The sequence below is a fragment of the Paenibacillus tundrae genome (assembly GCF_030812775.1).
GTDB classification, from domain to species: domain Bacteria; phylum Bacillota; class Bacilli; order Paenibacillales; family Paenibacillaceae; genus Paenibacillus; species Paenibacillus tundrae_A.
Genome location: NZ_JAUSTI010000001.1, coordinates 188,959 through 202,195 on the forward strand (window position 1 = coordinate 188,959; position 13,237 = coordinate 202,195).

The window sequence follows — 13,237 nt, forward strand, 5'->3', positions numbered from 1 at the left end:
TGTAACGGATGGCAATTACGGTAGCTGACGCAAATACGTACATCAACGCGAATTGTATTGATATCGAGGACTGGGCGGAAGCAGAAGACGCGAAAAAACAACGAATTGTTACGCGCGCATCATTCGTGCTGACGAACAAGTACCCGAAGTATACGATACCTGACGCGGCGGTCTACGAGTTTGCTAACGCATTGGCAACGGCGTTTAACGATACGAACCGCTTACAGCAACACGGAATCGCGTCATTCGGCGTGACCGGCGTCGCTAACTTTACGTTTAAGGACTGGGCAAAGAACGGAGAGGAAGCGTGGATTCCGGACTCTGCGCTCGATCTTATTGGCGCGGAAAATGGCGTTAAGATTGGACGCAAGACCTCGAAGTGGGTGACGTTATAATGGCGATCATCCCTTTACGTCAGACCGTCGTCATCTCGCCTTTTCTCGGCAATGATCCGGATTACAACGAGCCTATCTACGGAGACGATTACGAAGCTAAATGCCGCTTTTCTGAGGGCGTTAAACTCGTACGTAACGGACGCGGAGAGGAAGTCGCAAGTGTGGGCACGTTTCTATTCGACAAGTTGCCGCGTATTGACATCTCGGACAAATTAACGTACACAGACGAAAATAATCGGACGATAACGTACACACCCATTTCGTATAGCGTAAAACGGTGGTTCGGCGGTAAGCCTGCATTAACGGAGGTGTTCGTGTAATGGCGTTCGAGTTCGATACAAAAACGTTGTTTGCCGGTTTAGGCGCGTCAACGGTGAGCGCAACTAACGCGGCGGTCGAAGGGATGCACGATGCAACGGACGATTTGCTTTTCCGATCACGCGAAGAGGCTCCGCTCGACAAAGGTACGTTGCGTGAAACTTCCGGCAAGAACGTAGAGGTAACGCCGACGAAGATTACCGGCGAAGTTTACTTTTCCGCAACTGAAACGGGCAAAGCGGGCGACCGCGTCAACTACGCGTTAATCGTCCATGAAATGGCCGCGTTTAAGAATCCGACGACGCCCGGTACAAAGCCGAAGTATCTCGAAGATCCTCTCACGCAGCACGCCAACGAGTACAAACGGCTGATTGCGGACGCTATCCGGAAGGGGCTGACGTAGTATGGCCGCTTTTGTTACGGTGCCTGAAATTACCGCTTATCTGCGCGTGGCTGTCCCGTACAATTACGTCGCCAACGAGTTCGCCGCTAACAATCCGGACGATTGCGCTTATGTGCGGTTAGGAGCCGGATATGCGCCGAGTGAGTGGACGAGTAAACGGAGACCGGCGGTGCAGGTGTTAGTCCGCGCCAAGTCCGCAAGTAAAGCGGATGAGATTGCGCGTGCTGTGTACGTAGACCTGGCAGGCAAGACCGAATTTAACTTCGGTACGACTCGCGTAATCAAGTGCATTGCGAATCAGTCGGCGCCTATTTATCTCGGCAAAGACGCGAATGAACGCACCATGTACTCACTCAATTTCACATTGACAACGATTTAAGGGCTGTCCATTACGGGCGGCCTTTTTGCGTTGTCCAAAAACAAGGGGGAAACAATTAATGGCACAAGACTTTTCCAAAATCGAGCTCGGCCCGGCAATCGTTGAGTACGGCGAAGGCCCGGACATGATCACGTTTGAAACTACGATCGGCGGCGTATCCTTCACGACGGAGACGTCATATCGCGACCAGCTTACGGATCAGACCGGCGAGACCGTCGTAGGCAAACGGATCACCGGCCGTAACGTCAGCGTAACTATTCCGTTCGCGGAGTACGAGTTGTCCGTTATTCCGAAGATCATGACGGGCGCGAGCGTAGTGACCTCCGGCTCTGACTCGAAAATTGAGATCAAAACAGGCGTCGGCCTTAACCTGATCGATACCGCGAAGAAAGCCGTTATTAAGCCGCTGGCTAAACGTAATGATCCGAATTTCTGGATTACGATGCCTAAAGCGTACTCTGAGACGGATCTGTCCTACGCGTACGACAACGATAACGAGCGGATCACGAACGTTACGCTGCGTTCGACTCCGGACGATGACGGTGTGGTTGCGGTGCTGGGCGACGAGACGATCACGGCTACACCTTAATAGCGCGACAAATACGGGCGGCTCTTCGGAGTCGTCCTTTTAATTTACGGAGGCGATGATATTGCGATTAATCGGCGCAAGAAGCAAGTACAAGATCGGCGGCAAGACGGTAACGCCGCGCAAGATAACGATTGCTCAATGGCGCGAGCTATTCGATTCCATTCACGCAGTACCGCAACTCATCGTGAGCGTAATGACGGCAGCTCCCGAAGACAGAGCGCCATATTTCGTTGCTGCTGTCCGGGACTCATTCGAGGATATCGTACGCGTGACGGCCGTGTTAACGGGCATTGACGAAGAGTACATCGAGCAGAACGCGAGCCTTGACGAGTTGGTTGCGTTCTACTCTGCGGTCGCGAAGGTGAATAACTTCGGTGACTTGTTAAAAAACGGGCGGGGCGTCCTGGCTCTAGCGGGTCTGGGCGCGAATCAAACGCAGCAAGAAACGTAACAATTGACGAGTTTTTCATAGAGTGCGCGGTTCGTCTCGGCAAATCACAGATCGAGTTCGAAACGGGCTATTTCGTCATGGACATTTTTACCGCGCTAGAAGCTAAACGCAAGGTAGACGCGGAGGATTGGCTTACGTCATTGTCCGTCCAGCACTCAACCGGCGACGACATGAAAAAGCTCGTAGGCAGCTTACGCGATCGAGCGGGGATGAATACGGCGGCCAAAGCGGAGTTTGACGAATCGGGCTTCGAAGCCATGCGGAGACAGTTAACGGGAGGGTGATTACGATAAGTACGGTAGACGTCGGAGGTATCCGCGCGAAACTAGAACTAGACGTATCGAGGTATAGCGCGGGCATTGCGGCCGCCAAGGTTAAGACAGCGGAACTAGGCGCAGCAGGTCGTCAAGCCGCGACGGAAGTTGAACGGATCAGTGACGCCCGAACGAAGATAGCGCAACTGACTCCGGTACTCGATAACGTAAATGCGCGGATCGAGGTACAGCGCAAGAAGCTGGCGGAGTTGAAGGCGTCATATGCGACGACATTCGATAGTTCGCGGAAAAGTAAACTCGAAGGGCAGATCGTCAGTACGGAAGGCGCGTTACTAAAGCTTACGCAAGCTTCGGACGCAACCGCGAAGAAGATATGGGCGATGGAGGACGTTATTGCGAACTCCGGTAAAGTTGCCGCAATATCATCCGCGAGTTTTAAGGAGATGGGTGAAAATCTCCGCGCAATGGGTATGAGTTCGTCAGGCGCGGCATCGATTGAACAGGCGCTTAAGCGAGCGAATCCTGACGTACTCCGCCGCGAACTAGAAACGGTGACAGCCGAGCTTAAGCGGATGGGTGCGAGCGACAAAGATATCGCGCAAGTGACGGCGGAATTGGAACGCAATACGAAAGCGGCTGGCGGAGTGCGCGGCGAGATTAAACAGCTCGGACTTGCGTATGCGGCGTTGTCGGCTGCGATGGCTGTCGTTATTACCAAATCCGTACAGACTGCCGCGGAATTTGAGCAATCGATGGCGAAAGTTAAGGCGATTTCCGGCGCAACTGGCGAAGAGTTCGAAAAGCTCCGTCAACAGTCGATCGAACTCGGTGCGACTACGGTGTTTACGTCTTCGCAAGCGGCAGAGGCCCAGGGATTCTTAGCGATGGCCGGTTTTAAGACAAACGAGATCATGGCGGCAATGCCTGGCGTACTAAACCTCGCGGCTGCAGGACAGATGGAATTAGCGCGAACAGCGGATATCGCATCGAACATCCTTACGGGATTTCAGATGAGCGCCGACCAGACAGGTCAGGTTGTCGATGTCATGGCGAAAACGATGACGAGCTCCAATACAAATATTGAGCAGCTCGGGTACGGGATGAAGTACGTTGCACCTATCGCGGCAAACCTCGGAGTTTCCATCGAAGAAGCTTCCGCAGCCGTAGCTAAACTATCAGACGCGGGTATCCAGGGCGAAATGGCCGGTACGCAACTCCGCGCAATCCTACTCCGACTCGCAAGTCCAACGGACGACATTACGTACCTGATGGAGCAGCTCGGCGTCAAAGTAACGGATGCTGCCGGCAACTTCCTCCCGTTTGCGAACATCATCGGTCAATTTGCGCGAGGGTTCGATAACTTATCGGAAGCCCAGCGCGCACAAGCCGCAAGTATCGTCGCAGGACAGGAAGCGGCATCCGGATTCCTAACGCTGATCAACGCAGGCGAAGGCGAACTAAACGCGTTTACAGAGTCGCTTAATAACGCGGGAGGCACCGCAGCCAACATCGCAGAAACGCAAATGGATACGTTAAACGGCGCAATTCTCGAAATGCAATCCGCGCTAGAAGCCGTCGGTATCACGGTCGGCGATAAGTTTGCGCCAGTTATTCGCGGTGCTGCGGAAAGTATCTCCGCTTTGTTGCTCGGATTTAACGGAATGGACCCGGTTATGCAAAACGCTATTATCGCGTTTGCTACAGCGTCAACAGGTGCGTTAGCTCTTTCAGTTGCGATCGGTGCCGTATCACTTGCGCTTAAAGGATTGACCGTCAGCAATCCGATTCTACTCGCGATTTCCGTAGCTATCGGACTTGTAGTCGCGGGAGTTTCCGCGTTGGTATCAAGTAGCGGAGAAGCGGCGGACGCAGTGCGTAAGCATGACGAAGCGCAGCAATCACTCAACAATACGTTGTCCCAGTCACCACTTGACCGTTCCGTTGCGGAGTTGGAGGCGTTACAGACTCAGACCGCGGAACTCAATACGGTACTGGAAGAGCGCGCGCAATTGCAGGAACGGCTTAACGAGATCGAGATGTTACAGAGCGATGGACTCGGGACGCCTGCGCTTCTTACCGAGATGTTGGAGATTAACGATCAACTCGCGGAAATGGACGATAAATTGCGGACGATGGGCTACGACGGCCTAGACGATGCGACGCGTAAGTTAGAGATGATGAATGACGCGGTTAACGAATCCACACCGGCACTATTGCGGATGAAGGAAGCGGAGATCGCAGACCTCGCGGCTAAGTACCGTAAGGTCGAGGCGATGGAGGCGTTGCTCGCGCGTTACAACGAGCTTTCGTCAGCGCAGCAGTTGGACGACGCACAGAAACAGGAACTCTACAACACGACGGAGCAACTCCGAAAGCAGTACCCTGATCTCAACCGATCTATGGATGAATCCGGACGAATCCGCATCCAGAACGTCGACATCATCGGTGATCATATCGCGGCTGAACGTTCGTTTATCGATCAGTCCGCGGCTGCGGCTAACGCGTATATCAGCAACTTAGAGGCGATGGCAAAAGCGAACCTGACGTCAGTTAACGCGCAGATTAGTAACCTCGAAAGCCTGGCGAAAGCTATGAGCGCTGTTGCCGGCATCCCTTCCGCACCCTTCGCTAAAACGAGCGTTACGGCTGTCGGAGGAATTAGCGTTAATAAATCGTTTGAGAACTTCGCGAGTGGGGGCGTAGATGAGCAGTTAAACGCCGCTTACGAAAAACAGACCAAGGCACAACAAGCCGCGCTGGAGATTGCGCGTGCTAAAGACTCATTGACGAGCGGCGCGGCATTCGCTCCGGCTACGGGCGGATCAGGTATCAGCCTTAAGGAAGACAAAACGAAAACGAAATCCGCAGGCAAAAAAGCCGCCGGCAAGACGCCGAAGAAAGAGAAGTCCGCAGCCGAAGTCGCAAAAGACCTCCGCGATAAAGCGTACAACGCAGACCTCGCAACCATCCGTTATCAAGCGGAGATGAACGATTGGTCTGCGGAACAGCAGATTAAGGCGTACGAGAAGTTGCGGAAGGCTCATGCGCAGCACCTTAAGGAAACGGTCGAGGATGCGCGGACGCTCAACTTGCAGCTTAAACGCCTGCAGGAGGACAGCGTTAAATCGCGCTATGACTTTTCGATGACATGGATCGATAAAGAGGAGCGCCGTATGGAGGATTCCGGCAAGTCCGAAGTCGCCGTCGCCGAAATGAAAATCGCCGCTCTCACACGCGTGCGTGACCGTTATGCGAAGGACTCCGACCAATTTAAGGACGCGGACGAGAAGCTGTATCAAGCGCGCAAGGAACTCGTACGTGCGCAAGAAAAGGCGGTTGCCGACGCGTTTAAGAACTCCGAAAAGTGGATCGGCAAGGAAGAGCGGCGCATGGAAGAAGCGGGCTCATCCGAACTCGAAATCACGCAGATGAAAATCGCAGCTTGGACGCGTGTACGAGATCGCCACGAAAAGGACTCGGAATATTACGAGCGCGCGGAGGATCAGCTTTATAACCTGCGCAAGAAGCTCGTAACGGAAACGGAGAAGCTTGCGGATAAGTTGTTGAAGACGGAGAAATCCAACGTTGACGCCGCGCTTAAAGCCGACCTCGCTGCGATTGAGGAACGGAAGAAGGCGTATGTCGACGGAATTGACGAGCGGATTGAAGCGATTAACCGTTTAATTGCGGCCGAGGCGGAGTTTAATTCGGATGCCGATTACGAGACGCAACGCGCGGAGAAGCTGGCGCGCATTGACTTGTTGGCGTCGGCGGTCGGCCCTGACGGTATCCAAGAGCGCGAAGACCTCATCAAAGAGGTTGAACGCATGGAACTCGAACACAACCGTGAACTCCGTAAACGTGATCTTGAATCGCAGAAGCAGGCGCTACAGGACGAGAAGGATACGCGGCTGACCGGCTTTGAGACGGAGAAATCGGAGACTCAGCGCCAGTATGATGCGCTCAAGGATGCGTTTGATAATCACGCGGACGATATCAAGTTTATCGAAGCGGCGATCAGCGAGTTCCGTACGAATGCTAACGCGGAAGCTAACGCAACGATCCTCTCGTCACTTGATACGTTTGTATCCGAATATAACGCGAAAATGGCTACGCTCAATACCGGCGGGGCTATTTCTGGCGGAGAGAATACGGATCTTGCGGAATACAACGCGAATAAAGACGCATGGGCGGCGGCTAAGGCTTCCGGAGATACGGCGGCAATGGCACGGTTGACGGCTCGTAACGAGGAGCTGCGCAAGCTCTACGGTATCGATAAGGACACCGGCAAGCTACAGCAATTCAAAGTGGGCGGCGTCGTCCAAGGCGCTCCCGGCTCGGCTGTTCCGGTTATTGCGCACGCTGGCGAAATGATTCTTAACGCGGATCAAATCGGCAACCTCTTCCGGATGATTGCGACGGGGCCATCGGAGACCTCCGCACAGCCTACGCAAGTCGTCAACCATTACGACATGTCCGTTAATGACGTGACGCTTACGGATCGCGCCGACACTGAGACGCTTTATAACGAGCGCGCCCGCGTAGCTCAGCGTCTCCAAACGCAGGGGGTGAAAACGCGATGAAACCGGATGTAAAAGTGAATAACGTATGGCTCTCGTCTATAGGCGCTGATCTCCTCGATCGGCGTCTTCCTGTTTTACCGGAGTCGGACGAATACACCGTTAAGCTTGCGGACACCGACGGCGAACTCGATTTCGGCAGCACATACGGGGCGCGGACGATTGGCTTGACGCTGTTTATTACGTCGCCTGGCGCTCAATTCCACGCCACGCTCGCGCAACTAGCGCGCATGTTCAACGCTAAACGTGGCGAGATCACGTTAGAGTTCGCGGATATGCCCGGAAAGTATTATCGCGCTGTCTATAACGGGACGCTTGCGCTAGGTGCGACGGGCAGCCGCGAGATTAACGTTGAGCTTAAGATGAACGATCCATGGCCGACCGGTGCGGAAAAGGTGACGGAGGTAGAGATTACGCGGTCGCCCGAAACGATAACGGTTGAGTCTGCGGCAGATGTTAGCGCGCAACCGGTCATTACGCTGACGAATACCGGTACGACAACGATCCGGAGCTTCCGGATTACAAACGAATACACACTTTAGGAGGCGTTATTTTGAATATATCGAATTATCTCTCGGCTGCGATCTTCAATTACGTTCTACGGAATATTACGTTTACCGCGCCCACTACGATCTACCTCGCTCTGTATAAGTCCGATCCGACTCAAGCGGACACGGGTACGGAAGTAACAGGCGGAGCTTACGTAAGGGTTCCGATTACCTTCACGGCGCCGGCGCTTGAATCCGGCAATCAGACGGTTAAGAACGCGGCGGACATCGAGTTTCCCGTTGCTACTGCGGATTGGGGACTCGTCACACACGTCGGTTTACGGAGCGCGTTAACTGGCGGCAACCTACTGTGGTCAACTGCGGTAGATAATCCGCGCACAATCCAAACGGGCGACAAGCCGAAGTTTCTGGCGGGCGGCACATCCGTCAAATTTACGAACTAAAGGAGGCGATTAGATGGCGCAATTACCTATGTACGCCGCCGCGGTGAACAGTCCGGGAACGGAGCTCGCCGCGGACATTACCGCAACAGATACGGAAATTACTCTACTCGACGCGTCTAAGTTGCCGACCGCTCCGAACCTCGTAACGGTGGGCGGCGATGAGACGGCGGAGACGATTCTATATACGGGGAAAACGGGCAATACACTCACCGGATGTACGCGCGGATTCGAAGGGACTGCGAAAGGGTGGGCGGCTGGATCTCTGGCGGCGCGGAATCACACTGCGTACGATTACGAGGCGGGACGCGCTAATATTGCGGACTTGGATGAGCGCGTAGACAATATCGTGATTCCTGACGCGTCACTTACGGAGAAGGGTATCGTACAGTTATCGGACGCTACGGATGGGGCGCGGAGTAACGTTGCAGCTACGGAGAAGGCGGTCAAAGATGCACGAGAGGCTGCAATACGAGATGCAGGCATAGAAGTTGATAAGACTTACATTCGGAAGAACCGGCCATCTAACCTTCTACCAAATAGCTCAGCAGAGTTGGGAACGCTAGGTTGGACTAATGTAAACACGTCCATACCTTTTGTGCCCTCGAATGACATCGATGATGAAGTGTCTACATCATTTGTAAGTAACGGATCGACCACTAGTGCCAGTAGTATTTTTAGATCAGATAATATGACGATCAGGAACGGTGTCACCTACACACTAAGCGCGGATTTCATGAATCCGGCAGGGGTCGCTGGACAAATAAATGTAAGTCTCAAAACTGCTGCGGGTGTAGTGGCAGGGTCGATTACTTGTGATGCAGGGACTGCGTGGCATCGTAAGGCAATTACCTTCCCTACAGGCGTAGGCACCTACTATGTTGAACTTTCTATCCCTCTAGGCTTGACTGGTTCTAATCGTAGAGTTCGGAGGATTATGCTTTCAACTGGAACGGATGGAGAGTTGTGGAATCAAGATTCTAATGACCGTTTGCTTTTTCAATCTGTCAGTGATGGAAAAACGGCTGTCGCTGCCGCTATTACTGGCAAGGGAGTAGCAGCATCAGGCAGCGATACATTTCCACATTTGGCTACAAAGATCGAGCAGATAAGTACGGGACCAAAGTATGCAACAGGAACAGTAACAGCAAACTCATCTCCCAGCGCTTTTACTACACAGCAAGGCGGGACTATAAACCTTCCGTGGGTTGCTGTAACAGGACTTGGATTTAGACCGAATAGGATCATTATTCGCGTATCAGGTACAACAACTAATCTTGGTATGACTGTATATAATTACGAGACAAGAAATGCAGCTCCTACGGAACCCGCAGCAGGATACAATATTGCTACAGTAATTACGGCGGATCAAGGCAGCGGGTACAACATAAGAGTTTACGAACGGCTCGGGAGTAATTCTTCTTTAGCGTGCGTGAATGGCAGTCAGTTCTTTATGCCTGTATCTGGAAATGGAAGTGGGGGTTTGAGCTACACATGGGAAGCATTCCAAGTTTAAGGAGGGATACGAAGTGGAGATAGGCGGAAGAGTTTATTATGACACAGCAACAGGAACTGTGATTCAAATGGTTGGTCAACGATCTGGTGATGTCATTGAGACAACACAGGAAGAAGACTTTGCCACATTTATTAATCTCGCTGAACGTATGCCAGACACTGTAGGTATGGTGCAGTTTGAATATGATCAATTTAAGTCGGATTATGAGGCTGGCGGGGTTATCACTCGAATTGATCTGGAAACAGGAGAACCTTTATTCACCTATCCAGATCCAAGTAATCCGGAATTACCACATGAACCGCGTCCGGCGTTAAGTACGCAAGTGTCCGCTCTCGAAACGGAAACAGCCGCGCTTAATCTCGCCGTCATCGACTTGTGGGAAACGATAGCTAACGGAGGTGCTGCGTAATATGGGAACAACGTCAGCTACGATTATCAACTCGCTAAAAGTCGCATACTCAACCGCAATCTACCGCCACGGCACGAAGACTTTTCCGGATATCATGACCGCATATGTCGCGCCGGTAAAGGAGTACGCGTCGGCTACGTACAATAAGGCGGACATCGACCGCGCTCTCGCCAATGGATGGATCACGGAGGGTGAATACGCGGAAACGGTCGGCGGCGATTCCGATGTTTAATCGAGCGCCATTTAACCGCTCGCCGTTTAACCGAACACTCTCGTTCGAGGCGCTATTCACCGTAGCAATCGAATCGGCGACGGACTTGTCTACGCGAATCAGCGTGGACTTTCCCGTTACGGTGACGTTCGGGAGCGCGACGGATCTGACTTCCGCTTGGCTCCGCGAACTGGCGATGACCGCACATATTACGACCGCTACCGAGATGCTTGCGCAATTAGTCCGCGAGCGTCTTTTTGGCGCGAAGATAAATACGGCGACCGATTTCGTCGTTACCGTAACTCACGCGCATATTAACGAGATCGGACTAACGGGAACCTTCCGGCCGGGCGACGTCATCGTCATTGATACGAAGCGGCAGACGATTACGATCAACGGGGAGAATGCGCTACACTTAATGACCGGCGACTTTTTCGACCTCGTTTACGGCGCGAATAAACTGACGTATAGCGATTCGGAAACAGCGCGCAACGTTCGGACACGCGTAACGCATCGCGATAAATTCCTCTACTAACGCGGAAAGGAGGCGCACACTTGGCGAAGAAATACCTCGAATCCTACGATAAAAACCGGAAGCGGATCGGTATCCTCGTAGACGCGGGCGACATCCAGCGGACACGGCGTATCAACTCGGACTATTCGCTGTCCTTTACGGTACCGATGACATCCGCCGACTACCTCGATAAAATCGTGCTCAAAGGTCACGTACGGGATGACCGCGGACAATATTACGTGATTAACAACCGCAGCCGTGTCCGTGAAGGCCGCAAGCTAACCGCGCGGATCGATTGCTCCCACGTACTCTTTAAGCTCGCGGATTACAAATACCCATACACATCGTACATTTCGGAAGCCTACGGCGTCCACATTTCGCAGCTCACATCGGCAATCAGCGCGGCGACTGGCGGCAAGTACACGTTCTCGATCGACGATACGTTCCCGCTATTCGACGTTAAGGACTTCGGTCGTGGAAATGCGCTCGAAGCGCTAAACTCCGTCGTATCCATGTATGGCGCGGAGATCGAGCCGGACAATTACGTGATCCATTTGCGCAAGAAGATCGGCCAGGATCGCGGATTACAGTACCGTATACGTAAGAATATCGTATCATCCACGTTTAACGATGATGCGAATACGCTTGTGACGCGGATGTTTGCGCAGATGAAGGACGGGCGGACACTTATCGGCCAGCCTGCGTCGATGTTGACTGCGGAGGAAAGATCGCTGTTAAATTCCGTGCCTGGCGCGATTGTTAACGGTAATCTTGCGGTCAATTACTTGATATCGCCGTACGCTGCGTATTGGGCGACCGACGTTAACGCGTTTTATGATGGAGAGATTATCGAGCAGAACATCACGTCATATACGGAATTACTCGAAGCTCAGCGCAAGGCTCTCCGCGAGCAGGAAGTTCCGGCGTTGGAAATATCCGTGTCGGCCGCGGACATCCACAAGTTGGATAGCGCGGAGCCTGCGCCCGGCCTCGGCGATACGGTTAAATGCGTCGATCCTGCGCTTGGCATGGACGGGATTAGTGCGAGGATTACGGAGCTCGTCGAGTATCCGTATAGTAACGAACAGCAATCGCAAGTTACGATTACTAACGTAATGCTGCGAGACATGACGGATATTATCGCGGATCTTGAGAAATCGAAGAATATCGTTAGCAATCTGATAAGCAACGGGACAATCCGTACGGACGTTTTCGAGGCTTTCGCAAAGGCTGCGGTCAACGACGTCCACAACTCGAAGACCGAAGTCAAATACGATACACGCGGAATCGTCCTGCAGGATAAGACGGACGCGCGCAATCAAGTCATCATGACGTCTAACGGAATTATTTTCAGCAAGGACGGCGGGGTTACCGCGATGACTGCGATTAATGCAAACGGAATAGCTGCGCCGGCCATCGTAGGACAACTCGGTTCCTTCGTTTCGTTGCTAATTGGCGCGGGAAACAACGTAACGCAGATCAATACGAACGGCATTGCGGCAGGCCATGCGCTTTTTAACTCCGCTCCGTTCCGCGTAGATATGCAGGGTAACGTTACGGCGAACAGGTTGACCGCTAACTCTGCGAATATATTTTCGTCAAACTTTACGAATGGCGCGATCGTCGGTTCGTCGATTAACGTAGGTAACGGAGTCTTCACCGTCAACTCAAGCGGACACATGGTCGCGCAGAGCGGAGAGTTTCGCGGTAATATCTCCGCGTCAACGATTAGCGGCGGGACGATAACGGGCTCAACTATTCGTACGGCGATTAGCGGAGAGCGCATCGAGCTAGATCCGAACGGCTTCGTATTCTACGATTCGGCAGGCGCACGGCGCGTAACGCTGGGTACGAATGCCGCCGCGAATATTAGCGGACATACGTACTATAACGGATCGAGCCAATCGCAGGGTCTAGTGTACGCGGTATCTAACGAGTTGCACGTAATGGGAACGCAGAGCTTGCGTTTAGGTGCGTTGAACGGCGTGACTACGTTGCAGGGCTCCGTTAACTTTGCCAACGGAATCGACATCGGTCAAGTAACGGGACTGCAGGCGCAGATTAACGCATTGTGGAATGCTGTCAACGCGAAATCACCGAGCGGTCACACGCATACCGTAAATATCGGAACGCATAATCACGGAAACAGTGCGAACCAAAGCTGGCCGGCTAACGGTGGAACCTTCACAACCTCGTCCGCGTAATGGTATTATAGGAAATAAGAACCAAATACCACATCGCGGAGGTT

At 52.9% G+C, this 13,237-nt stretch carries 15 protein-coding genes; all 15 read left to right on the forward strand.

The genetic code is table 11. The features are described from left to right. Positions 1 to 8: 8 nt before the first annotated feature. The 15 genes from J2T19_RS00990 to J2T19_RS01060 all read left to right on the forward strand — a co-directional run bounded on the left by J2T19_RS00990 (position 9) and on the right by J2T19_RS01060 (position 13,193). The gene (locus tag J2T19_RS00990; protein ID WP_307212077.1) at positions 9 to 395 is read left to right on the forward strand and encodes a hypothetical protein; all 387 of its coding nucleotides are present in this window, start codon (positions 9 to 11) and stop codon (positions 393 to 395) included. After that, entirely contained in the window at positions 395 to 715 is a 321-nt protein-coding gene (locus J2T19_RS00995) for a hypothetical protein (RefSeq protein ID WP_307212080.1), read from the forward strand. Before J2T19_RS00990 ends, J2T19_RS00995 begins: the two co-directional genes overlap by 1 nt. Further along, complete coding sequence (locus J2T19_RS01000) at positions 715 to 1,116, forward strand: HK97 gp10 family phage protein (RefSeq protein WP_307212083.1); 402 nt, start codon at positions 715 to 717, stop codon at positions 1,114 to 1,116. The genes J2T19_RS00995 and J2T19_RS01000 overlap by 1 nt, the downstream gene beginning before the upstream one ends. A gap of 46 nt (positions 1,117 to 1,162) precedes the next feature. After that, positions 1,163 to 1,495: a minor capsid protein gene (locus J2T19_RS01005; RefSeq protein WP_307212085.1), complete on the forward strand. Its 333-nt coding sequence runs from the start codon at positions 1,163 to 1,165 to the stop codon at positions 1,493 to 1,495. 58 nt (positions 1,496 to 1,553) lie between these two features. Next, positions 1,554 to 2,084, forward strand: a complete 531-nt coding sequence (locus J2T19_RS01010) for a hypothetical protein (RefSeq protein ID WP_307212088.1) — start codon at positions 1,554 to 1,556, stop codon at positions 2,082 to 2,084. Positions 2,085 to 2,145: 61 nt separating this feature from the next. Next, positions 2,146 to 2,535 (forward strand): hypothetical protein, encoded by a 390-nt coding sequence (locus J2T19_RS01015; RefSeq protein ID WP_307212091.1) that lies wholly within the window; start codon positions 2,146 to 2,148, stop codon positions 2,533 to 2,535. Between the two features lie 77 nt (positions 2,536 to 2,612). Next, positions 2,613 to 2,819: a hypothetical protein gene (locus tag J2T19_RS01020; protein WP_307212094.1), complete on the forward strand. Its 207-nt coding sequence runs from the start codon at positions 2,613 to 2,615 to the stop codon at positions 2,817 to 2,819. After that, the gene (locus J2T19_RS01025; RefSeq protein WP_307212097.1) at positions 2,816 to 7,393 is read left to right on the forward strand and encodes a phage tail tape measure protein; all 4,578 of its coding nucleotides are present in this window, start codon (positions 2,816 to 2,818) and stop codon (positions 7,391 to 7,393) included. The genes J2T19_RS01020 and J2T19_RS01025 overlap by 4 nt, the downstream gene beginning before the upstream one ends. Next, positions 7,390 to 7,932 carry a phage tail domain-containing protein gene (locus tag J2T19_RS01030; protein WP_307212099.1) on the forward strand — a complete coding sequence of 181 codons (543 nt, stop codon included), beginning with the start codon at positions 7,390 to 7,392 and terminating at the stop codon, positions 7,930 to 7,932. The genes J2T19_RS01025 and J2T19_RS01030 overlap by 4 nt, the downstream gene beginning before the upstream one ends. Positions 7,933 to 7,943: 11 nt before the next feature. Beyond that, positions 7,944 to 8,342: a phage tail fiber protein gene (locus tag J2T19_RS01035; RefSeq protein WP_307212102.1), complete on the forward strand. Its 399-nt coding sequence runs from the start codon at positions 7,944 to 7,946 to the stop codon at positions 8,340 to 8,342. A gap of 13 nt (positions 8,343 to 8,355) precedes the next feature. Continuing rightward, the gene (locus J2T19_RS01040) at positions 8,356 to 9,855 is read left to right on the forward strand and encodes a phage tail protein (RefSeq protein ID WP_307212106.1); all 1,500 of its coding nucleotides are present in this window, start codon (positions 8,356 to 8,358) and stop codon (positions 9,853 to 9,855) included. 13 nt (positions 9,856 to 9,868) lie between these two features. After that, positions 9,869 to 10,264 carry a hypothetical protein gene (locus J2T19_RS01045; RefSeq protein WP_307212109.1) on the forward strand — a complete coding sequence of 132 codons (396 nt, stop codon included), beginning with the start codon at positions 9,869 to 9,871 and terminating at the stop codon, positions 10,262 to 10,264. A 1-nt stretch (position 10,265) separates the two neighbouring features. Beyond that, positions 10,266 to 10,496, forward strand: coding sequence for a hypothetical protein (locus J2T19_RS01050; RefSeq protein ID WP_307212111.1), 231 nt, complete (start codon positions 10,266 to 10,268; stop codon positions 10,494 to 10,496). Next, entirely contained in the window at positions 10,489 to 11,010 is a 522-nt protein-coding gene (locus tag J2T19_RS01055) for a phage distal tail protein (RefSeq protein ID WP_307212113.1), read from the forward strand. Before J2T19_RS01050 ends, J2T19_RS01055 begins: the two co-directional genes overlap by 8 nt. A gap of 20 nt (positions 11,011 to 11,030) precedes the next feature. Next, positions 11,031 to 13,193, forward strand: a complete 2,163-nt coding sequence (locus J2T19_RS01060) for a phage tail protein (RefSeq protein WP_307212117.1) — start codon at positions 11,031 to 11,033, stop codon at positions 13,191 to 13,193. Positions 13,194 to 13,237 lie beyond the last annotated feature (44 nt).